Source organism: Marinilabilia rubra (assembly GCF_003121985.1).
Lineage (GTDB): Bacteria > Bacteroidota > Bacteroidia > Bacteroidales > Marinilabiliaceae > Marinilabilia > Marinilabilia rubra.
In genome coordinates, this window is sequence record NZ_QEWP01000013.1 from 113,164 (window position 1) to 135,125 (window position 21,962).

General features: G+C 41.6%; 19 protein-coding genes. 9 read left to right on the top strand and 10 right to left on the bottom strand.

The annotated features are described in order from the left end of the window. The first annotated feature begins 9 nt into the window (after positions 1-9). Positions 10-807 (top strand): O-methyltransferase, encoded by a 798-nt coding sequence (locus DDZ16_RS15110; protein WP_109265324.1) that lies wholly within the window; start codon positions 10-12, stop codon positions 805-807. Positions 808-900: 93 nt separating this feature from the next. Further along, entirely contained in the window at positions 901-1,605 is a 705-nt protein-coding gene (locus DDZ16_RS15115) for an ABC transporter ATP-binding protein (protein WP_109265325.1), read from the top strand. 442 nt (positions 1,606-2,047) lie between these two features. Here DDZ16_RS15115 and DDZ16_RS15120 read toward each other — a convergent pair whose 3' ends face one another. The 8 genes from DDZ16_RS15120 to DDZ16_RS15155 all read right to left on the bottom strand — a co-directional run bounded on the left by DDZ16_RS15120 (position 2,048) and on the right by DDZ16_RS15155 (position 12,869). Next, positions 2,048-2,989 carry a lysine exporter LysO family protein gene (locus DDZ16_RS15120; protein WP_109265326.1) on the bottom strand — a complete coding sequence of 314 codons (942 nt, stop codon included), beginning with the start codon at positions 2,987-2,989 and terminating at the stop codon, positions 2,048-2,050. A 71-nt stretch (positions 2,990-3,060) separates the two neighbouring features. Further along, a complete protein-coding gene (locus tag DDZ16_RS15125) occupies positions 3,061-4,764 on the bottom strand; it encodes an alanine/glycine:cation symporter family protein (RefSeq protein ID WP_109265327.1) in 1,704 nt (567 codons plus the stop codon). A 170-nt stretch (positions 4,765-4,934) separates the two neighbouring features. Next, positions 4,935-7,055: a Tex family protein gene (locus DDZ16_RS15130; protein WP_109265342.1), complete on the bottom strand. Its 2,121-nt coding sequence runs from the start codon at positions 7,053-7,055 to the stop codon at positions 4,935-4,937. Between the two features lie 49 nt (positions 7,056-7,104). Then, complete coding sequence (locus DDZ16_RS15135) at positions 7,105-8,310, bottom strand: DEAD/DEAH box helicase (protein ID WP_109265328.1); 1,206 nt, start codon at positions 8,308-8,310, stop codon at positions 7,105-7,107. A gap of 17 nt (positions 8,311-8,327) precedes the next feature. Beyond that, a complete protein-coding gene (locus DDZ16_RS15140; RefSeq protein WP_109265329.1) occupies positions 8,328-9,512 on the bottom strand; it encodes a class I SAM-dependent rRNA methyltransferase in 1,185 nt (394 codons plus the stop codon). A 15-nt stretch (positions 9,513-9,527) separates the two neighbouring features. Further along, positions 9,528-10,145 (bottom strand): 3'-5' exonuclease, encoded by a 618-nt coding sequence (locus DDZ16_RS15145; protein WP_109265330.1) that lies wholly within the window; start codon positions 10,143-10,145, stop codon positions 9,528-9,530. Positions 10,146-10,244: 99 nt separating this feature from the next. Next, complete coding sequence (locus DDZ16_RS15150; protein ID WP_109265331.1) at positions 10,245-10,892, bottom strand: DUF5063 domain-containing protein; 648 nt, start codon at positions 10,890-10,892, stop codon at positions 10,245-10,247. Between the two features lie 69 nt (positions 10,893-10,961). Next, positions 10,962-12,869: a RecQ family ATP-dependent DNA helicase gene (locus DDZ16_RS15155; RefSeq protein ID WP_109265332.1), complete on the bottom strand. Its 1,908-nt coding sequence runs from the start codon at positions 12,867-12,869 to the stop codon at positions 10,962-10,964. Positions 12,870-12,987: 118 nt separating this feature from the next. Between DDZ16_RS15155 and guaB the strand changes: the two genes are divergently transcribed. From guaB to DDZ16_RS15180, 5 genes are all read left to right on the top strand, one after another. Beyond that, the gene (gene guaB / locus DDZ16_RS15160; protein WP_109265343.1) at positions 12,988-14,457 is read left to right on the top strand and encodes an IMP dehydrogenase; all 1,470 of its coding nucleotides are present in this window, start codon (positions 12,988-12,990) and stop codon (positions 14,455-14,457) included. Between the two features lie 156 nt (positions 14,458-14,613). Further along, positions 14,614-15,474, top strand: coding sequence for a hypothetical protein (locus DDZ16_RS15165; protein ID WP_232526737.1), 861 nt, complete (start codon positions 14,614-14,616; stop codon positions 15,472-15,474). A gap of 33 nt (positions 15,475-15,507) precedes the next feature. Next, positions 15,508-16,863, top strand: a complete 1,356-nt coding sequence (locus DDZ16_RS15170; protein ID WP_109265333.1) for a peptidylprolyl isomerase — start codon at positions 15,508-15,510, stop codon at positions 16,861-16,863. 8 nt (positions 16,864-16,871) lie between these two features. Then, a complete protein-coding gene (locus tag DDZ16_RS15175) occupies positions 16,872-17,822 on the top strand; it encodes a carboxypeptidase-like regulatory domain-containing protein (protein ID WP_198416732.1) in 951 nt (316 codons plus the stop codon). Between the two features lie 53 nt (positions 17,823-17,875). After that, entirely contained in the window at positions 17,876-19,456 is a 1,581-nt protein-coding gene (locus DDZ16_RS15180) for an OstA-like protein (protein ID WP_109265334.1), read from the top strand. Positions 19,457-19,662: 206 nt separating this feature from the next. On the opposite strand, the gene DDZ16_RS15185 is transcribed toward DDZ16_RS15180, so the two are convergent. Then, positions 19,663-19,884, bottom strand: coding sequence for a DUF2795 domain-containing protein (locus tag DDZ16_RS15185; protein WP_109265335.1), 222 nt, complete (start codon positions 19,882-19,884; stop codon positions 19,663-19,665). Between the two features lie 82 nt (positions 19,885-19,966). Further along, complete coding sequence (locus DDZ16_RS15190) at positions 19,967-20,527, bottom strand: cob(I)yrinic acid a,c-diamide adenosyltransferase (RefSeq protein WP_109265336.1); 561 nt, start codon at positions 20,525-20,527, stop codon at positions 19,967-19,969. 451 nt (positions 20,528-20,978) lie between these two features. Between DDZ16_RS15190 and DDZ16_RS15195 the strand changes: the two genes are divergently transcribed. Together DDZ16_RS15195 and DDZ16_RS15200 are read left to right on the top strand one after the other, a co-directional pair. Then, positions 20,979-21,719: an NUDIX hydrolase gene (locus DDZ16_RS15195; protein ID WP_109265337.1), complete on the top strand. Its 741-nt coding sequence runs from the start codon at positions 20,979-20,981 to the stop codon at positions 21,717-21,719. 11 nt (positions 21,720-21,730) lie between these two features. Next, positions 21,731-21,962: MFS transporter (locus DDZ16_RS15200; RefSeq protein WP_198416733.1), on the top strand; the 232-nt coding region annotated here is incomplete at its 3' end.

Here is a 21,962-nt window from a genome sequence, read left to right on the forward strand (position 1 = left end):
TTTTCAGAGTTGGACATCAAGTGTTTTTTTTACCGGGCTGGAAGCCTTTTAAAATATTTCTTTAAATCCGGGTATTGGAAGGGACATAGAATTCATTCTCCCTTTGTTTTTTTCGTGGTTAGCGAACTGCTTTTCGAGAAGACGCCTTTTTACGCTTTTAAGAAAACAGACGCTGCCCTGGAAATGCTTCTGAAGTCGAAAGAACAGGTGGGGGGTAAAACGATGGGTGCATCATCCGTTGATAGTAGTCCCCGGAAGAAAGTCTGTAAAATTGTACGACAGGGCAGCATCCCGACATTTTATGGACAGTTTATTTTCAGGTTGATCAATCATTTTGAAGCACGCAATATTCTTGAACTAGGAACAGGAACGGGCTACGGTACGCTTTTTCTGGCTTTGCCTGACTCACGGAGTCGGGTAACCACCATTGAAGGAAATCCTCTGCTTTGCCGTGTTGCACAGAATCTCTTTGAAACTGTGGAGGTAAAGAATGTTAATGTCGTTAACGGAGCATTTGAAAAGGCGTTGCCTGCGGAGTTGGCCAAAACAGATAAACTGGATTTTGTCTTTTTTGATGGTGATCACCGTTACAAACCTACCTTGAGCTATTTTAAAATGTGCCTCTCAAAAGTTCACAACGATTCCGTTTTTGTATTTGATGATATTCACTGGTCGGAGGCGATGGAGGAAGCCTGGGATGTTATTGCAGCTCATCCAAAAGTAACAGTTTCCCTCGACCTTTACCGTATAGGCGTTGTATTCTTCAGAAAGGAATGTACCAAACAGCATTATGTTATCAGACATTGATGCATTGCAGTGTTGTTGATCTTATCTTCCTTGATGGTTAAACCATTTATAGTCTCACCGATCTAAAAAAAACAGCCAAATAAAACTTGCTGAATGGAGTCAACAATCATTTTTCTTGAGAATCTTCAAAAACATTATGCCGTAGGCACTCAAACCGTGAAAGCCCTCAATGGTGTTTCTTTATCCATCAAAAAGGGCGAGTATGTAGCGATAATGGGACCTTCAGGTTCAGGGAAATCCACCCTTATGAATCTGATTGGGGCATTGGATACACCAACCATGGGGCGGTATGTGTTAAATGGAACCGACGTCAGTCATCTGAGTGACGATAAACTTGCAGAAATCAGGAACCGGGAAATCGGATTTGTTTTTCAGACTTTTAACTTGTTGCCCCGATATACAGCACTTGACAATGTGGTTTTGCCATTGATTTATGGTGGTGTTTTGAAGGATGAGAGAAACGAGAAAGGAAAAGAAGCATTGGTAAATGTAGGTCTGGCTGACAGGATGGATCATAAACCTAATGAGTTGTCCGGCGGACAGCGCCAGCGTGTGGCGGTGGCACGTGCCCTGGTTAACAATCCTTCATTAATTCTGGCTGATGAGCCTACCGGGAATCTGGATAGTAAAACCTCAGTGGACATTATGCGTTTGTTTGATCGCATTCATCAGGAAGGAAATACCATTGTCTTAGTAACCCACGAAGAAGATATCGCGCAGCATGCGGAAAGGATTGTACGCCTTCGAGACGGTGTGATTGAAAGCGATCTTGTGAATGAGGAAAAAGTACTCGCTTAGTTTTCTCTTAAAAAATTTATCTTCTTTGATTGTTAATACGTGCCTGGGCTCGCGTAAGGCATTAAATATCAAGTGCTTGTAATTAAAGATGTGTTCGGGTTGAAGCTCATATTATCAGTACAATATGGCATGTTCTTTATCTAGGGCGTGCTGAAAAACGCGTATTTCGTTAACTATGTAAAATATTAAAGTTTATCAAAAAGTTAGCAGGCGCAAGGTTATTTCACAGCATACTCGTATTCCTTTACACCTGTATACAAGTAAACGGCTAATCAAAAGAACAAAATTTACTTTACCGTCCCAACCTCAAAGTATTTAGATACTCCTTCGATTGGGGCGGTTTGTAAATTCTGCTCTTTTGACTTTTTTAGCGGGCCCTATCTATACCGAAGCTTTGGGGTTAACGATCTATTGTAAGTGATAACTGGATCAAAGAGATCAACTAGTTGCCCAGTAAAAGGGGTACCAATACCGGCACCAATACTGAAAGAATAATTCCACTGAAAATACTAATAACAGCATACTCTTTGCCTGTGGCTTTTATTATTACCGGTAAAGTGGTGTCCATGGCCGTTGCACCCCCTGAAACAATAGCTCCCAGTTGACCAAACCATTTAACTACAAGAGGGGCAGCCACAAGAGTAAATACTTCCCGGAAGATATTAGAAAGAAGAGCAATCACGCCCATTTCTCCTCCGCTAATTTTGCCAATAATAATGGCTGACAGAGAATAGTATCCAAATCCTGCCCCCACAGCCATTCCGTTTGCAGAGTTAACATTGTCCAGAAACTGAGCAATAATCAAGCTGCCACCAATACTCCCCACAATGACAATAACCGGTACAATAAGGATATGAAAACTGGTTTGCTTTAAAATGTCCAAAGCCCTTGGGTCTGATCCGATGCCTGATCCCACGAATATCATCATGGTATAAAGGGTTGCGGTGGAAACATCTTCATGTCCCAGAAAACGGGGTGTGATTTCGTAAACTGAAAGAATAATACCTGCAGCAAAAAACAACAAGATCCATAAACTCTGGTTCCTGAGCATTTGCATTAGTCTTGAACCTATGGTCGTGTTTGTCCTCTCCTGTTTATTGGCAGAAACCTCTTTTTTTCGGAAGAAGGAGGCCATTAACCTTGCCAGCAAAAGACTGCCGATAATTGCTCCTGAACTAAGAAGAACAGCCTGCCATCCTAAAATGCTAATGTTGTTTACAATCCGTGGATCTGACCCAACAGAAACACCCAGGAAAAACAACAACGCAAAAACTGCAATGGCAACAAGTTTTTCAGTGACTTTAAGGAAAAATTCACTTTTACGGAAAATAATACCAATACCAATGCCAACAACAAATAAACCTATTACCGTTAAAGATACCATGCCCAATTTAAATTAAGTGGTTTTGAATCATCCGAACGGCAAAGATAATATCTGTCAAGGATTTTCCGGCTTTAATAGGTTGGGGCATTTTCATCAGGAAAACTTTCATTGTATTCTTTCCAGAAGCTCTTAACCTCCTGTTTGACCTCTCTGTGAAGGAAAAGCAGTCCCAAAAGGTTGGGGATGGTCATCAGTGCAATGGTAATTCCCGAAAAGATCCAGACTATAGTGGTGTCGGTGAAGGAGGCCAAAAAGAACCCAATAATGTACAGCCCTTTATACCAAATAACCCCTTTAAGACCGAATAGAAATGTAACAGCCCGGCTTCCGTAATAAGACCATGAAATTGCTGTTGAAAAAGCGAACAGCAACAGTCCGATGGAAACAATGTATTTCCCATATTCACCCAACCAGCTTTTAGAGAACGCAACCGTAGTCAGGGGGGCACTGTGCAGCAGTGACTTCCCGCTGATGTTAATTTCATCTGAATCCAACAGGTGTCCATTTTCGACATTCAGCCTACCGGTGAATAATGATTCATCTTTGAGGAATTTTACATCTTCTGCTACTGATCGTGCATGGATGATGGTTAATTCATCAGAGATTTTTCCTTCTTTTACTTCCAATTCTCCCGAGAAGAGGGGAAGAGTTTCTTTGCCTGTTAAATGCTTAGAAAGTAGTTGCCGATCACTGTCGGTATAGCTCCCCTGAAGGATTTCCATGTCTGCCATTTGAAAACGGTTCTCATATTTCTCGCTCCAGACTCCGGATGCCAAAAGTGTTAATCCGGTAAGCATGCAAATGATGATTGTATCAATGAATGGCTCTAGCAGGGCAACTAAACCTTCAGATACCGGTTCATGGGCTCTTGCTGCGGCGTGGGCAATAGGCGCAGACCCCTGTCCGGCTTCATTGGAGAACAACCCCCTGTTAACTCCGCGGTTGAAGGCAAAGGCTACTGAAGCACCTAAGAATCCCCCTGTTGCTGAACTACCTGAAAAAATACCTGCACCAATCGATTTAATGGAGGGAATGATGTTTTCATAGTTAAAGATAATTACAAGAAGTGCTCCCAGAAAATAAAGAATGGCCATAGTCGGAACCAATGTCTGAGTGACTTTGGCAATTCTTTTGATTCCACCAACAATCACAAAACCAAGCAAAACGCTTAATACGGCGCCTGTTATAAGGTGAGGGATCTCAAAAGTCTCAAATAAAGAGTTCGAAATGCTGTTGATTTGAGGCAGGTTTCCGGTACCGAAGGAGGAAAATATCGTGGCTACCGCAAAAATTCCGGCCATCAGGCTTCCTGTCTTGAGGAGCTTTCCTGATGGAAGTCTCAGGTTCAACCTTTTTTTCATATAGTACATTGGTCCGCCGCTAATGGTGCCATCCGAAGTTGTTTCTCTGTACTTATGTGAAAGCGTGACCTCCACAAATTTTGTGGTCATCCCGATTAATGCTGTTACCAACATCCAAAACAAAGCTGCCGGGCCGCCCAGGTGCAATGCCAATGCCACTCCGGCAATGTTTCCGGTTCCCACTGTTCCTGAAAGCGCTGTTGTAAGCGCCTGAAAGTGACTGGTATCTCCTTTGTCCCCTTCGCGGTCAAATTTGCCACGAACAATCTTTATGGCGTATTTAAAAAAGCGAATTTGAGGAAAAACCAGGTAAATGGTGAAGAATATTCCTGTTCCCAACAGCAGGTAAACAAACCAGGCTGAACCCCCGATCATTGCATCAATCTGAGTAAGAATATTGGCTAATTCTTTCATAGTTGGACGTATTTGGTTTGGTAAATATGTACAAATATAGCAATTACTGAAAAATATGATTTTGAGGGGGAATGCAACGAAAAGAGGTAATAATGAGGAAGAGGATCTCACATTTCTTTTCAGAATTATAAAAAAGGCTGTTTCGCAAATCCGAAACAGCCCAAGGGTATTTAACTTTTCATTGAAAGTTGAATCCTTTTCCTGGCCACATCCACTTCCAAAACAGTTACCTCAACATGTTGATGCAGCTTCACAACATCAGCCGGATTGGAAATGAACCGATCGGCCAGTTGTGAAATATGAACAAGCCCATCCTGCTTTACTCCTACATCAACAAAAGCTCCAAAATTGGTGATATTGGTGACAATCCCCGGAAGCTTCATGCCGGGTTTGAGGTCGTCAATGGAGTAAATATCTTTGGCAAATTCAAAAACCTTGATCGTTTGGCGCGGATCCCTGCCCGGTTTTTCAAGTTCTTCCATAATGTCCTGAAGCGTGGGCATTCCTATCTCATCGGATAGATATTTGTTGAGATTAATTTTCCCTCTCAGGCTTTTATCACTGATAAGGTCGGTTATTTTGCATTCCAGGTCTTTGGCCATTTGTTCCACCACAGGATAAGATTCCGGGTGGACGGCTGTATTATCCAAAGGGTTTTTAGGATCGGTGATTCTTAAGAAGCCGGCAGCTTGCTCAAAGGCCTTTGCACCGAGTCGGGGTACTTTTTTGAGGGCTTTTCTGCTTTCAAAGGCGCCGTTTTCGTTTCGATAAGCCACGATGTTTTTAGCCAGAGAAGGCCCAAGTCCGGAAACATATGTCAACAAGTGATAACTTGATGTATTAAGATTTACTCCAACTGAATTTACAGCGGATTCCACCACCCGATCGAGGGCATCTTTTAGTTTGGTTTGATCCACATCGTGTTGATATTGACCGACACCTATAGATTTGGGATCTATTTTAACGAGCTCGGCAAGAGGATCCATCAGCCTGCGGCCAATGGAAACAGAACCTCTCACAGTTACATCATATTGAGGAAATTCCTCGCGGGCAGTCTTGCTGGCACTGTAAACTGATGCTCCGTCTTCACTCACCACAAAAACCTGAATATCCCGGTTGAATTTAGTTCCTCTGACAAAGGCTTCTGTTTCACGGGAGGCTGTTCCGTTACCAATGGCAATGGCTTCTATTTTATAGGCATCCACCAGTGAATCCAGCTTCTTCTTTGCTTTTCCCATTTCCTTTTGCGGTGGGTGTGGGTAGATGGTTTCATTGTGCAAGAGTTCTCCCTGTGCGTCCAGACAGACTACCTTGCAGCCTGTGCGATAGCCCGGATCGATGGCCAGCACTCTTTTTTGCCCCAAAGGCGGAGCTAAAAGCAACTGACGAAGGTTTTCGCTAAAAACGCGAATGGCTTCTTCATCGGCTTTCTCTTTAAACGCCGCTAATGTCTCATTTTCGATGGATGGCGATAGCAATCTTTTATATGAATCTTCTACTGCATCTTCCACCTGATCAGAAGCTGAGGTTTGGCCTTTTACAAAGAACCTTTTTAATCGTGGCAGCACTTCTTCCGGATCGGGTGCAGCTCCAATTTTTAAAAATCCTTCTTTTTCACCTCTTTGCATTGCCAGGAATCGGTGTGAAGGACATTTTTTCAAGGGTTCGCTCCATTCAAAGTAGTCTCGGTACTTTGCACCTTCTTCTTCTTTTCCTTTTACCAGTTTGGCAACGATGACGGCTTTTTGGGTGTAACTGTTTCTGACAATTTCACGGGCGACCTGATTCTCGTTGACCCATTCTGCAATGATATCTCTTGCCCCCTGAAGCGCAACGTTAATATCTTCAACATCATCATTGACAAACGATTCTGCACGAGTTTCAATGTCTCTCTCGTGCTGCTTCATCATGATTTTTGCAAGTGGTTCGAGGCCCAGTTCTTTAGCTTTGGAAGCTCTGGTTTTTCGTTTAGGCTTATAAGGGAGATAGATGTCTTCCAGTTCGGTGGCATCAAAGCAATTGTTTATTTTTTCCTTAAGCTCATCAGTTAGTTGGTCTTGCTCTTCGATGGTCTTAAGAATCGTTGCTTTACGTTTTTCAATCTCCAAAAATTTATCGTAAGATTCCTTTACAGAAGCAATGGCTACTTCATCCAGGCTACCGGTTCTTTCTTTTCGGTAACGGCTGATAAAAGGAATGGTAGCTCCTTCGTCAAGGAGCTCAATGGTATTTCTAACTTGTTGAAATGATATGCCGGTTTGTTCAGCAACTAGGGTTGAAATAGTTTGCATACAAATGAGTTGTCGAAATAAAAATGAGAGTCTCTCTTCCCCGGTATAATTATTTTCTGTTTTTCTTTTTAAAATTTTTCCGGGGCTTACCTTTGAAATTTCTTTGTTTCGGATTGTATTCCGGGCCTTCTCCAACTTCAGGTGGAGGTGGGATTTTAATAATTTTGGTTTCTATTAAATCTTCAATTTTTTGAAAATCACTTTGATCCCTGTCTGAGATAAAAGTAAGTGCCACTCCGGTAGATTCGGCCCTTGCTGTTCGTCCCACGCGGTGTACATAATCTTCAGCATCATTGGGTACATCAAAGTTAATAACCAGGTCAATTCCCACTACATCAATACCGCGGGCAACAATATCTGTGGCCACAAGAATCTGGATGTTACGGTTCCGGAATTCACGCATCACTTCGGTACGCTCTTTCTGATCCAAGTCGGAGTGAATGGCCTGTGAGTTAAAGCCATTTTGGCGCAGAGACCGGTGAATGTCTTTTACTTTTTGCTTGGTTGAAGAGAAAACAATGATACTCTTGAGATCTTTGCCTTTAAGTAAGCTGTTTACCAAAGGTATTTTCTGATTTTCGTATACCACGTAAGCCCCTTGTAAAATTCCTTCAGCAGGTTTGGAAAGGGCAATGTTTACTTCTTCGAACTCTGCCAATAGCTCACGGGCCATGTCTCTTATTTTCTTAGGCATAGTGGCTGAGAACATCAGGGTTTGACGCTTTTTGGGCAGATAAGAAACAATTTGCATGATGTCCTCATAAAATCCCATGTCCAGCATACGGTCTGCTTCGTCAAGGATAAGGTGCTTCAAACTGTCCATCTTAACATACCCCATGCTCAAATGCTGTATGAGGCGTCCGGGAGTGGCAATAATCACATTGGCTCCTTTTGTAAGTGCCGTTTTTTGGCGATTCCAGAGATCAGCATCGTTACCGCCGTAGACAGCAATGGAAGTGATTGGAAGAAAGTATCCAAATCCTTCCATTTGTTGATCAATCTGCATGGCCAGTTCGCGGGTTGGTACCAAAACAAGCGTATTAAGACCCTCAGAGTTGGATTGAACCTGACGATCGAGGACAGGAAGCAGATAGGCGGCTGTTTTTCCTGTACCGGTTTGGGCACAGGCAATCATATCCTTCCCGTTCATGATGGGAGGAATGGTGGCTACCTGGACAGGGGTCGCTTTTTCAAAGCGCATAGCCTCAAGTCCTTCTATTACTTCTTGTGAAAAACCGAATTCAGTAAATTTCAAGTTATGTGTGTTTTAGTTTATTCGACATATATTACCAATCCTTTGAGATACTCGCTCTCAGGATGGTAAATGTTTACAGGATGGTCGGCAGGCTGTTCCATCTGGTGAATGATGCGGACATGTCGGCCTGATTTTGCTGCTGCCGTAAATACGGCCTTCCTGAAAGCATCACGTGTGATTACCTGCGAACAGGAAAATGTAAAGATAATACCACCTGGCTTAATTTGTCTAATGGCTTTGGCATTTAATTTTCGATAACCCTGAAGGGCATTTGGAACCACATTTTGATGCTTGGCAAAGGCAGGAGGATCAAGAATAATCAAATCGTATTCTTCCTTGCTTTTATTCAGAAACTTGAAAGCGTCTTCTGCAAATGCTTTGTGCCTGCCTTCTTCAGGGAAATTCAGATGGACATTTTCATTGGTCAGTTCAATGGCCCTTTCAGAGCTGTCAACCGAATGTACCAATTCAGCTCCGCCCCTGAGGGCATAAAAAGAAAAACCTCCGGTGTAACAGAACAAGTTTAATACTTTTTTCCCTTGGCTGTATCTTTCCAATAGTGCCCTGTTTTCACGTTGGTCCAGAAAGAATCCGGTTTTTTGTCCTTTTTCGTAATCTACATTAAAGAGGAGCCCGTTTTCAAGAGCTGTTTTATCGGTGGTTTTGCCCCAAAGAAACCCATTTTCCGGTTGCACCTCCGCTTTAAAAGGCATCGCTCCTTCTGATTTGTTGTAAATGGCTTTTAGTTTATCTCCAAGAACGGTTTTTAATGCCTCGCAAAGTATTTCTTTGATGAGATACATACCCACGGTATGAATTTGCATGATTGCAGTGCCATTGTACATATCTACAATCAGTCCCGGAATGCCATCGCCTTCAGCGTATATCAGACGGAAGGCATTGGTTTGATCACAATCCGTTAAGCCTGCCTGATTTCGTAATTCCAGGGCATTTTTTATTTTTTTTGTCCAGAAATCCTGGTCGGGAATAACTTTGGAGAATGAGAAAATCCTTACAGCGATAGCGCCTATTTGAGAATGTCCGGTTGCTAGGTAGTTTCCCTGATGATCCATGACGTCAACAACATCGCCCTCTTGTATTTCACCGCTAACGGCTTTGATGGCTCCTGAGAACACCCAAGGGTGAAAACGTTGTACACTTTGTTCTTTCCCCGGTTTTAATGTAATAGTTGCAAATTCCATGTGAATGCGTGGATGTTAAGAGCTCTTCTGATTTCTATTGTTTTTAGTCTCAGATTGAACGAGTTTCATTTGTTTCATTTTGTTGTAGATCTCTAAGGCAGCCCAGGCATCCGTTGCAGCATACAGAATCTGTCCTTCGGTGAGTTGGTCAGCCTCCCAGTTCGAAAGACGTTGTCTTTTGGAAACTCTTATTCCTAAAAGCAAACCTGCCAGGTTTTTCAGGCTTAAAACATTCAGCCCATATTGTGGGGCCAAATCCTGAAGTTCAATAAACCCTTTTGGTTGAAATTCATTTAACTGACGCAGGCCTCTGATGTCATCTCTAATACCAACACCGACTTTTACTACTTGTGGGTTTGACATTAGACTGGTTAATGCGCCATTGAATCCGGTTGCATTGAGTCGAAACAGAAATGCCTCCTTCTCAGTGCTAAGCTGGAGCAGTGAAATGTCATGTGAGATACCCTTTTTGAAGGAGGGTTTGGTCTCAGTATCGAAACCAATGATATCTTTTTTCTGCAGTTTATGAACAATGTCCCGAACCTGGCTGGGATCTTCGACAACAACCACAGGTCCTTCAAACTGTTTTAAAGGTAACTCTTTTATGTCGTCTTTAGATATGGTCTTCTGCATTCAAATTGTTGTTTTTGGTATAAGGATCAAAAGAGGTATACTGTTATAAATGAATAATGTTTGTTTACATGGCACTTTTAACAATACTCTGAAATCCTCCTATATCTCTTCTCTGTCTTCTTTGTGGCTGCTTTGCCAGTTTTTTTGCATTTTGGAGATCATCCAGTCGTCAGTATTTCTTTTATCTTCCAAAGGGTCTTTTTCATCGGCTTCTTCATCAATGTTTTCACCGTTGAAAGCCACTTCATGCAGGGCACGTAATACGTTAACAAGCCGTTGACCCCAAAATTCCTCAAAATTGTTGACCAGTTCCAGCAAAGAATCATTCATAATCTCAGTCACAGCGGTGCGGTAACTCATAAGAAAATCCTTAATATCCTGGTATATGTCCGCCAGGTTTTCGGAGATTGTTGCTGTCAATGGTTCCACACTTCTTTGCATGTCTTCAGTAAAAACCTCAAGATAATCGTTGTAAGGTCCCATCTTAAACTGAATGGCTCCCAATATCTGTTGATATTCCTCTTCAGTCACAAATTTCTCAAGGAAGTCATCTTCCAGTGAGGTTTCCGTTTTTGGTAATACGGAGGTCTTAATATAAAGCAGTGGAAGCATTTTGCGTCCGGTTTCCACAAAGTCTCTTCTCGGGAGATTTGGAGTGTTCTCCAGCCAGGCACAAAACTCTTTCGCTACGGTAACAAATTCTATGACGTTTTTTGAATAAACGGGATGTTCAAAGTCTGTTTGCATAATTCTGCAAAATTAATGATAAATATTGATAATGTTGTGCTTAATGTCAGTAAGATGAAGAAAAGATTGTTACTTAAGCCATTCCAACTCTCCTTTGTCGGTTTCTCCGATGATCTCATGGTCTTCAAGCCATTGAAGCACTTGCATTATTTTTTGATGATCATACTTTAATTGATCAGAGAGGATTTCCGGATACATAGGCTGGTTGATTAATATTTCCCTGATTTGAACTTCAATTTTTTCGAAGGTTTCATCGTCCAGGCCTGTCTTTTTGCGTGATAAGCAAACATCGCACATGCCACAATTTCCTGTCTTTTTTTGTCCAAAATAATTAAGAAGAAATCGGCTCCGGCATATGTGATCTGATGTTCCATAAGCAATGACCGATTCCACCTGTTCCAGATAGCGCTGTTTGCGATCGGCATATACTTCATTTGGAAGTTTTACGAATTTCAATTCTTCCCTTGTTTGAGTGAAAGTTATTAGCGGAGTCCTTCTTCTAGGGATGTAATGAACAGCCCCGGCTTTGCTTAATTTAATTAAGGCCTGATATATTGTGTCCTTGTCAGTATTTGTTATTTTAGCCAGTCTGTCTTCGTTAATGGAGGCATATTCAGTAAACAAGCCGGTATATGAGCGGAGAAGTGCTTTTATGAAAGGATCCAGCGGAGCATTTGCCACCTGGAATTTATACAGGTCATTGCCTTCCATCAGGAACATAACTTTTGAGGGAATATCTAACTCTTCGGTAAAGGTGAGGTAGCCTGCGCGTTGCAATATTTTTAAGGAGTTGAATACTTGCAGAATATTGAAGCTGAACGCTTTGCAGAACTTCCCCATGTCGAAGTCGAATGCCATTTGAAAACCGGATCCAACCGGCAATTGAAAAAAATTTCCGAGAGCGTCATAGATGCGTTTTATGCGTTCCGGCTCCGGGAAAGATGATTTCACCTGTTTATTCAGTTTTGCCCTGTCGTTGTCACTCCACAATAGAACTGCAAAAGCTTTTTTCCCATCTCTTCCGGCGCGTCCGGCTTCCTGAAAGTAGGCCTCCAGGGAGTCCGGAGCATCCATGTGCACTACCAGTCGGACATCAGGTTTGTCGATGCCCATTCCAAAAGCATTGGTGGCAACTATTACCCTGGTTTGATTCTTTTTCCAGCTATCCTGGCGTTCGTTTTTAGTGTTTTGAATTAATCCTGCGTGAAAATAGTCAGCGCTAATCTGATTTTGTTGCAGGAAGGACGCGTATTCTTTCGTTTTCTTTCTGTTTCGAACGTAAACTACAGCCGAACCCGGCACTGACTTCAATATTTTCAGGAGTTGCTGCTCTTTATCTTCTGAATGCCTTACAACGTATGCCAGATTGGGACGGGCAAAATCTTTTTGGAATAACTGACCGTCTTTGAAATTCAACCGCTCCATGATGTCTTCAACTACCCTGGGGGTTGCTGTGGCTGTAAGGGCAAGGATGGGGATATTGGGGACTATTTCTCTGATGGCTGCTATTTTTAAGTAAGATGGCCTGAAGTCGTAGCCCCATTGAGATATGCAGTGGGCTTCATCCACAGCGATGAGGTTGAGATTTAAATCGGGTAATTTGTCAAGAAAAAGCTCCGTGGAAAGTCGTTCAGGTGAAACATACAAAAATTTGGTTCCTCCAAACATTGCATTGTCAAAAGTGACTTTTATTTCTCGATAAGTCAGGCCTGAATGAATGGCTGCAGCTTTAATACCGTTTTTTTTAAGGTTTTCAACCTGATCCTTCATTAAGGCAATAAGCGGAGTAACTACAAGACAAAGCCCTTCATGAGCCAGCGCCGGCACCTGGAATGTAATTGACTTTCCACCCCCTGTTGGCATGAGGGCAAGTGTATCGTGCCCCTCTCCGGCAGAGTTGACAATGTCTTCCTGAAGTGGGCGGAACCTCTCAAAGCCCCAGTATTGTTGAAGAATATCGAGATAGCGGTTGGTCATGAATGCAAAATTAATATTAAAAATTAAAAATCGTTATTAAGAGGTGGGCTTACGTAATGAAAAGAAAATAGAAATTCTTACCTTTGCCAAAATTTTTAAACACCTAAAGCTTCAGTTCATGTCATTTCTCGAGGACAAAATCGCATCAGACGGATTGACTTTTGATGACGTACTTCTGGTTCCTGCTTATTCAGAGGTACTTCCACGTGAGGTTGATTTGTCAACCCGTTTTTCACGAAACATTATTTTGAAGACCCCCATTGTGTCGGCAGCTATGGATACGGTTACCGAAGCCCGTTTGGCAATTGCTATTGCCAGGGAAGGTGGTATTGGCGTTATCCATAAGAATATGACGATACAGGAGCAAGCCAAACAGGTTGAGGTTGTAAAAAGAGCAGAAAACGGGATGATTTATGATCCCATTACCATCATGAAAGACCGGACAGTAGAGGACGCTCTTTCATTAATGAGTGAGTACAAAATTGGCGGTATTCCTGTGGTTGATGAATATGGATACCTTGTTGGCATTGTTACCAACAGGGATCTTCGTTTTGAGATGAACTACGGCCGTGCCATTGAAGAGGTAATGACGTCTGACAATTTGGTGACTACCAATCAGGTTACAGATCTGGAAAAAGCAGTAGACCTGCTTCAGCGTCATAAGATTGAAAAGTTGCCGGTTGTTGATAATGACAATAAACTCATTGGCCTGGTTACGTACAAAGATATAACCAAAGCAAAAGATAAACCCCTTGCCTGCAAAGATGAAAAGGGACGTTTGAGAGTGGCTGCCGGAGTGGGTGTGACGTTTGATACCTTTGAGCGTATTGATGCTTTGGTGAAAGCCAATGTGGATGCTATTGTTATTGACACAGCCCATGGACATTCAAAGGGCGTACTTCAAACCCTAAAAGAAGCTAAACGGCGTTATCCTGAACTGGAAATAGTCGTTGGAAATATCGCTACTGCTGAAGCTGCGAAAGATCTGGTTAATGCAGGAGCCGATGGTGTGAAAGTAGGTATTGGCCCCGGGTCAATTTGTACAACACGTGTGATTGCAGGTGTTGGCGTTCCTCAATTGTCTGCAATTTATGATGTTCATAAAGCCCTTAAGGGAACCGGAGTGCCTTTGATTGCCGATGGCGGGTTGCGCTACAGTGGTGATATTGTTAAAGCAATTGCTGCTGGTGCTTATTCTGTTATGGCTGGTTCGTTGTTTGCCGGAGTTGAAGAATCACCCGGGGAAACCATTATTTACAATGGCCGGAAATTTAAAACCTACCGTGGAATGGGGTCCATTGAAGCGATGCAGAAAGGATCTAAAGATCGTTACTTCCAGGATGTGGAGGATGATATAAAAAAGCTGGTTCCGGAGGGAATTTCAGCAAGGGTACCTTATAAAGGAACTTTATATGAAGTGATTTATCAGTTGATTGGTGGATTGCGTGCAGGAATGGGATATTGTGGAGCTTCAAATGTGGAGAATCTGCATGGAGCAAGCTTTACCCGTATCACCAATGCCGGTGTTAGTGAAGGCCATCCTCATGATGTAACCATCACGCGTGAGGCTCCTAATTACTCAAGATAATTGATTTAAAGTATTGCAAATATCACCCGGGCTAACAGTTTTGTTTTCCCGGGTTATTTTTTTGACTTTAGAGCCCGAAAGCACCGTTTGTAACAGAGCAAACAAAGCCTTATTTTTGCATTGTAAAGAAGATTGTTAAATGTCTAATCGTTTTAAATGAAGCGTTTCTCATTCATATTAATACTTATTACTGCCGGAATTGGATTGTTTTTATACACTTGCAAGCATGCCGAGGATGACGGGGGGAGCAGAGAAATTGTTCGTGTAGGAAATGAACTCCTTACTTCCAGTGACCTTAATCAGGTTCTTCCCCGTGATGTTAATGACGAGGATAGTGCTGCCCTGGCAGACGATTACATTAACCGGTGGGTGCGTAATAAGCTTTTTTTACGTCAGGCAGAGTTTAATCTTACCGAAGAAGAGAAAGATATAAGTCAGTTGCTGGATGAATACCGAACTTCTTTATTGGTAAATATCTATCAGCAAAAAATGCTTGAGCAAAAGTATTCTCCATTGCTTAGTGATAAGGAGATTGAAGAATACTATAATCAGATGCAGGATAATTTTACTCTGCAGGAAAATATTGTCAAAGGTTTTTTGTTAAAAGTGCCAATGGGTGCCCCGAATCAGGGCGATGTGCGAAGATGGTGCAGGTCTGCCAATTCCGAAAGTCTGGTGAAATTAGAGAATTACAGTCTTCAAAATGCAAGAATGTTTGATTCTTTTCTGGATACCTGGGTTCCTTTTCAACGGGTTAATGCTATCTTGCCGGAACCGATAAAAAATGAGGAACGATTTTTGATGTACAATCGGTATTATGAAACCACCGATGAGCAGTTCAGATATTTTTTGTTGGTGACCGATTATATGACAATTGGAAATACAGCCCCTCTGAGTTATGTAGAAGATCGTATTCGAGCCATTCTTCTTAACAAGAAAAGAGGTGAGTATATAAAAAGTCTGGAGAAAGAGCTTTATGATGAAGCCCTTCAGAAAAAAATCATTAATTTCTATTAAACTTGTGCTACCTTTATGCCAAAATTAACGAGCATGCAATTAAGAAATCATCTGCTAAAGACCCTTTTAATACTATTTTTATTTCCCGCTTTTGTAACAGGACAAAGTAACGTTATTGACCAGGTTATTGCTGTTATTGGAGATGAGCCTGTTTTGAAGTCGGATATTGAATTTCAACATCAGCAGGCCCTTATGCAGGGTGTGGAATATGCAGGGGATATGAAATGTCATATTCTGGAACAGATGATGATTCAAAACCTATTGTTGGAGCAAGCCAAACTCGATAGTGTCGAAGTCAGCGAAAACCAGGTGTTGTCTACAGTTGACAGGCAGATTAATACGTTTATAAATCGTGCCGGTTCCAGGGATAAGCTGGAAGAGTGGTTGAATAAATCAATCCTCAAGATTAAAGAAGAGCAGCGTGAGTTGGTACGGAATCAGATGCTGACTCAGCAGATGCGTCAGGAAATCACTAAAGAAATTGCTGTGACCCCCATGGAGATACGTCGTTTCTTCAGGGAGACACCCAAAGACAGTTTACCGCAGATGCCGGCTCAATATGAGTATCAGAAGATTGCTGTTACACCTAAGGTCAGTCGGGACGAAATTGACAGAGTGAAGAGCCGCTTGCGTGATTTTCAACGTCAGGTTCGCGAAGGGCGGGATTTTGCTACTTTAGCTGTCCTTTATTCTGAAGACCCAAACAGTGCTGCCCGCGGTGGTGAGCTGGGGTTGACCCCCCGGGCCAATCTGGTTCCTGAGTTTGCCCAGGTTGCATTTAATTTAAGAGATAAAGAGAAGGTGTCAAAGATTGTTGAGACCGAATTTGGTTTCCATATAATGCAATTGGTTGACAGGCAGGGTGATCGAATTAATGTGCGACATATTCTATTGAAACCCAAAGCTTCAGGAGAAGCCAAAGAAGAGGCCAGGGAAGTTGCCGATTCGCTTGCATCGCTTATTCGAAAAGACTCGATTTCGTTTGAGGATGCTGCTTTGCGGTACTCTATGGATAAAGACACTCGTGCCAGTGGTGGCCACGTGATTAATCCTCAAACCCAGTCAACAAAATTTGAACTTCCCCAGATTCAACCATCCATAGCTCAGGTTCTGGAAAAGATGGGGCAGGGAGAAATTTCTGACCCATTTCTGATGAAGGATCAACGACTTGGGGTAGATCAATATACGATTGTGCGTTTAGTTAGGAAAACGCCTCCCCATAAAGCCAATATGGTTGATGATTATCAGACTATTAAAAGTCTGTTGGAAAACAAAAAACGGGAAGAAACGTTTAACAACTGGATTAAGAATAAACAGGACGAAACATATATTTCCCTCTCTGGTGAGTGGCGGAACTGCGAGTTTGAGTTTAAGGGGTGGATAAAATAAATATATAAATGTGGGAGAGAGTTTATAGGAAACTTTTGCCAGTCGTAGTTGGGTTGTTGGTTGTGACAGGTTGCGCCCGTGAAGTATATAATATTTCATGGAAAGGAATCGTAGCTGATAAAACAACCGGTAGACCGGTTCCACACGCCCGCATCATTGCCACTGCTTCTTACCAGGAAAACATTGATGAAACCTCTGATTTCAATAAATATGCTGTTAGTGACGAGTTTGGAAGGTTCAGTATTGATTTTCCCCAAGGCTTTGGTCTTACAGTTAGAACCGATGCCCGGGGGTATCTGGGAGCATTAGATTATAAAGTTGTAAAGAAATCTGTTTTATTTGATACCATTTTTGTTTCTCCTTATCCATTTGATGCCAGTTTGGTTGTGCGTAAGATGAATGGAAATTCGTTTTCTCCCTCTATTCCGTTTATCCGGGAAAGTCAGGTTTTGGAGGGAGAAAGGGGCGTTTCCAGAGAAAAGATCAGCTGGGGATATGATTTTTTGTATGGGATTAATACTTCCAATCTGGATAGTGCTGATGTTTGGGTTGAGATAAATAAAACCAATAAAAGGATTGTATTAAATGCAGCTGATGGCGGAGGTATTTTTCCTGTTGTAAAGTCAGATTCTGAGAATTTTCTTACAAGTCTTACCAGAGCTCCTCAATCGGGGTATGTTAAAACTCATGTTTTGAAAGGGGATGAAGCGGGGTTCTTTATTCTTTGCCGCAATGGCATAAACGTTGCTAAAATGATTCCTGAAAACCGGGTCTGTGTATTGAAATATAAAAATGATGACGGGAACCAGGTTAAAGAAACGGGTATCCGGTTTGATTACTTATTTCAGCCCGACCTGAAAAACAGGTTATATTTTCCAGTCTCAGCTTCCGCGGCTGAGTCAAATAACAAGACTGAAAAAGGTGGGCCTTCTTCAGAGAGTTTTGAAGTCCAATTTTAACTATGCGATTTTTATTGCCAATGCTGTTCCTGTATCGCTGTCTCATTAGATTTATGAATTCCGAAAATCTACTTTTCCTGTTTCTTTTTTCCCTTCTTCTTGCTCCCTCCGCGGGATTTGCTCAGCAAAAGAAAGAAGGAAAAAGTACCATTCTTATTGAGTATGCTGATTTTCTTGAAGGAGCAGAAAAACGGCTTGGGAAAAATGTGCAGGCATTGAAGGGAGATGTGAAAATGCGACATCTTAATACTGAAATGTTTTGTGACAGCGCTATTTTATATCGCGATTCCAACAAGGTAGATGCTTTTGGCTCCATCCATGTGATTCAAAATGATTCTATTCACCTATACGGAAACAGACTTCATTACGATGGAGATGAAGAGCTGGCCAAGGTTCGCGAGAATGTGAAGCTGGTTAATAAAAAAGTGGTTTTGACTACAGAGTTCCTGGATTATGATCGAAGAAATGATGTAGCTTATTATTTCAACGGGGGTAAAATTGTTGACGAAACAAATCAATTGACCAGCAGACTTGGATTTTACTATCCCCGTACCGCTGAAGTGAATTTTAAAGATAGTGTTGTTTTAGTGAATCCCGACTATAAAATGTACAGCGACACCCTGAAGTACTTTACAAAAACAGAGGTTGTTGAAATAGTTGGGCCCACAGATATCGTAAGTGATCAAAATACCATTTATTCAGAACTCGGGTTTTACAATACAAAAACGGATATAGCCCATTTACTGAAGAATAATTATATTGATGGGGGAGAGCAGACGCTCCGGGGTGATACAATTTATTACGATCGCAACAATGGCTTTGGAGAAGTGTTTTCGGCAATGGCGTTGGAAGATACAGCCAATAATGTAATCATTACCGGGGATTATGGATATTACAATGAAAAAACCGAAAATGCCCTTGCAACTAAAAGGGCTGTTTTAAAGCAGGTTTACGGACGTGATACGCTTTTTCTTCATGCAGATACCCTCAGGGCCGACCCCATAGAGGATGATCCGGAAAATAAACTGGTAAGAGCTTTTCATCATGTTCAGTTTTATCGCCGGGATCTTCAGGGAAGATGTGATTCAATGGTCTATGATTTTCGTGACAGTACCAATACTTTTTTCCATGAGCCAATTATCTGGGCACAAGGGAATCAGATGACTGCTAACAAAATAAAGCTCTATACACGGGAAAAAACCTTGTATAAGGCTGAGATGATTGATAATGCCTTCCTGATTGCTCCTGAAGATACGTTGCACTTTAATCAGATTAAAGGCAATTTAATGACTGGTTTCTTCAGAGACAATCAACTTTATCGCATTGACGTGGATGGTAACGGACAAACTGTTTATTACCCCAAAGACAGGGAGTATGTAATTGGAGTCAATCGCGCAGAGAGTAGTAAGCTTACAATTTTTTTAAATGAGCGTAAGGTTGAAACCATTATTTTAAGAACCCAACCTTCGGGTAATATGAATCCCCCGCTTGTTCTGGATGAAGAATCTACGCGGCTTGATGGTTTTTTATGGCTGGAGAAATACAGACCTCAGGAGTATGAAGCTATTTTTGATTTTATGACGATAGAAGAAGATCGTCAACAGACCGATTATAGCGACTATCATTTTGAATAATAACGATGTTATTTGGGAAGGTCAGCTTCAGGGTATAGATCATCTAACCACAAATCCTTGGGAAAGGGTTATTCGTAGTCTTGATTAGGTTTTGATAAAAGTTTTGTGCACCTCACTTCAGCTGAGGATTAATTCCTCAGCAAAAAAAACAAGAGGCCAAATACAACTCTGGCCCCTTGAATTAATTAAAATGACATATACCCGGATTAATACTCATCCTCATTAAAAAAGAAGTCATCTTTACTGGGATAATCCGGCCAAATGTCTTCGATGCTTTCATAAACTTCGCCTTCATCTTCAATCTCCTGAAGATTTTCAATTACTTCAAGTGGAGCACCAGAGCGAATTGCAAAATCAATAAGTTCATCTTTAGATGCTGGCCAAGGTGCATCTTCAAGTTTTGAGGCCAATTCAAGAGTCCAATACATAGCAAATACAATTTAACTCTTTAATATATTTTGTTTTTATTTCTTTCCCAATTTTCTGCGAAATTAGAAAAAAAAACCAATCCTACAACTCCGGCTTCCAGGGAATTTCATTATTGTCGAAATATTTTGACAAATACCTGGATAATACGAAGAAGTAATCAGACAATCGGTTCAGGTATCTTATTACCCATGTTGCAACCTCGGTTTGTGTGGCCATCTCATTGACACGTCGCTCGGCTCTTCTGCAAACCGTACGGGCGATATGGCATTGAGCAGAAGCAGGATGTCCACCCGGTAAAATGAAGTTTTTCAGTGGAGGCAAAGAACTCTCAAGTTGATCCATTTCTGTTTCCAGAACTTCAATATCTTTCTCATCACATTTAAGTTTTGTTCTGAGGTCTGAAGTGGTGTCATCAGTAGCCAGGTAGGCTCCAATCATAAATAATTGTTCCTGAATCTTATTGAGAACAGAAGTCGTGTGTTCATCATTTTGCCAGGCCTTGATAAGTCCTATTTGGGCGTTAAGTTCATCTACTGTGCCATAGGCTTCCAGACGCAAGTGATGTTTTGGAACCCTGGTGCCTCCAATTAAGCTGGTGGTGCCCCGGTCCCCTGTTTTAGTGTAAATCTGGCTTTTTTCCATTTTTTATTTTATTATTTACAGCATCCGGATAATTGATTGCTCTGCAATCCTGGGTTTCGGGATGCTTTTTTGTTTTAGATTATTTGTAATGCAAATATAACTAAGGATGTCGTGGAAAGTTTAGTTCGTTGGGATTTTTGGCGATGATTGCTGAGTAGCGTTTTTGGAAGAGAGAATGAGACAGGGAGGTCGCTATTTGGATTTGTTTTAAATTGAAGTTTTTTGCCTGGCAAGTCTGATTCGGAGTATAAGGTAATTTAAGGCTTCTAAGTGTATATAATACAATAAACGTATTGTTTACATTAATTAAGAATCTTTGTTTCTTTTTTTTATTGCAAAACCTTTTTAAATTAGCGGCGATATAATAAGTGTTTTTACAACACTTATTATAGAGTGGTTTGCTTAAAACTAAGTAACAAGAAGATAAAAACATCAATATTAATAAATAAGCATGACAAAAACGGTGATGAATAACACCATTTCGGTGGATTGCGTGATTTTTGGCTTTGATTTCGAGAAGCTAAATGTGTTACTGGTGGATCGGGAGCTAAAGGATGAAAATAACGGAGAAGAGCTATTCTCTGATCTTACTTTGACCGGGAATCACATATTTGAGAATGAAAGTCTGGAAAATGCTGCTGCAAGGGTGTTATTTGACTTAACAGGATTGGAAAACATTTATCTCAAACAATTTGGAGCCTTTTGTGATCCTGGCAGATTGAAGCGCCCAAACGATCAGGCATGGTTAAGAGCGAGTGGACGTGACCCTGAAAGCCGAATCATCTCGGTGGGATATTATTCATTACTGGCAACTGAAAATGTTACCCTCAAATGGAAAGGACGAAATGTTAAGTGGTATCCTGTTTCTGAAGTTAAAGATTTAGCCTTCGATCATATGGTGATTTTAAAATCGGCTCTCCAGGCTTTAAGGCGTGAATTATTGCACGAGCCCATTGGTTTTGAATTGTTGCCCGAGAAGTTTACACTTTCCCAGCTTCAGAAGCTATATGAGGTGGTTTTGGATGTTGAACTGGATAAACGCAATTTTCGAAAGAAAATCGCCCGAATGAAATACCTGATAGCTCTTGATGAAAAACAAAAGGGGGTTGCACATAAACCGGCCAGGTTGTATATGTTCAGTCGTGAGGTTTATGAAAAAACCCGGAAAGAAGTCCTGGATTTTAATATCTAGCCCAAAGTTAAATGGAAACTCTTCACAAACTAAGCCTTAAAGAAAAAGCCGGTTACGCCCTGGGTGATGCAGCCGCCAATATAGCGTGGCGTGGTGTTGCCACTTTTCTTATCGTATTTTATACCGATGTATTTGGTCTCAATCCTGCTGCGGTAGGGTTATTGATGCTAATTGCCCGTTCCAGTGATGGAATCAGCGATGTGGTAATGGGGATTATCGGAGACCGCACGAAATCCAAATACG

Excerpts from the sequence above, each read along its gene's own strand:
- DDZ16_RS15180 (WP_109265334.1), top strand. The coding sequence starts at position 17,876 with ATGAATTCCGAAAATCTACTTTTCCTGTTTCTTTTTTCCCTTCTTCTT.
- DDZ16_RS15175 (WP_198416732.1), top strand. The coding sequence starts at position 16,872 with ATGTGGGAGAGAGTTTATAGGAAACTTTTGCCAGTCGTAGTTGGGTTG.
- DDZ16_RS15195 (WP_109265337.1), top strand. The coding sequence starts at position 20,979 with ATGACAAAAACGGTGATGAATAACACCATTTCGGTGGATTGCGTGATT.
- DDZ16_RS15145 (WP_109265330.1), bottom strand. The coding sequence starts at position 10,145 with ATGCAGAAGACCATATCTAAAGACGACATAAAAGAGTTACCTTTAAAA.
- guaB (WP_109265343.1), top strand. The coding sequence starts at position 12,988 with ATGTCATTTCTCGAGGACAAAATCGCATCAGACGGATTGACTTTTGAT.
- DDZ16_RS15165 (WP_232526737.1), top strand. The coding sequence starts at position 14,614 with ATGAAGCGTTTCTCATTCATATTAATACTTATTACTGCCGGAATTGGA.
- DDZ16_RS15150 (WP_109265331.1), bottom strand. The coding sequence starts at position 10,892 with ATGCAAACAGACTTTGAACATCCCGTTTATTCAAAAAACGTCATAGAA.
- DDZ16_RS15130 (WP_109265342.1), bottom strand. The coding sequence starts at position 7,055 with ATGCAAACTATTTCAACCCTAGTTGCTGAACAAACCGGCATATCATTT.
- DDZ16_RS15190 (WP_109265336.1), bottom strand. The coding sequence starts at position 20,527 with ATGGAAAAAAGCCAGATTTACACTAAAACAGGGGACCGGGGCACCACC.
- DDZ16_RS15115 (WP_109265325.1), top strand. The coding sequence starts at position 901 with ATGGAGTCAACAATCATTTTTCTTGAGAATCTTCAAAAACATTATGCC.
- DDZ16_RS15120 (WP_109265326.1), bottom strand. The coding sequence starts at position 2,989 with ATGGTATCTTTAACGGTAATAGGTTTATTTGTTGTTGGCATTGGTATT.
- DDZ16_RS15125 (WP_109265327.1), bottom strand. The coding sequence starts at position 4,764 with ATGAAAGAATTAGCCAATATTCTTACTCAGATTGATGCAATGATCGGG.
- DDZ16_RS15170 (WP_109265333.1), top strand. The coding sequence starts at position 15,508 with ATGCAATTAAGAAATCATCTGCTAAAGACCCTTTTAATACTATTTTTA.
- DDZ16_RS15155 (WP_109265332.1), bottom strand. The coding sequence starts at position 12,869 with ATGACCAACCGCTATCTCGATATTCTTCAACAATACTGGGGCTTTGAG.
- DDZ16_RS15185 (WP_109265335.1), bottom strand. The coding sequence starts at position 19,884 with ATGTATTGGACTCTTGAATTGGCCTCAAAACTTGAAGATGCACCTTGG.
- DDZ16_RS15140 (WP_109265329.1), bottom strand. The coding sequence starts at position 9,512 with ATGGAATTTGCAACTATTACATTAAAACCGGGGAAAGAACAAAGTGTA.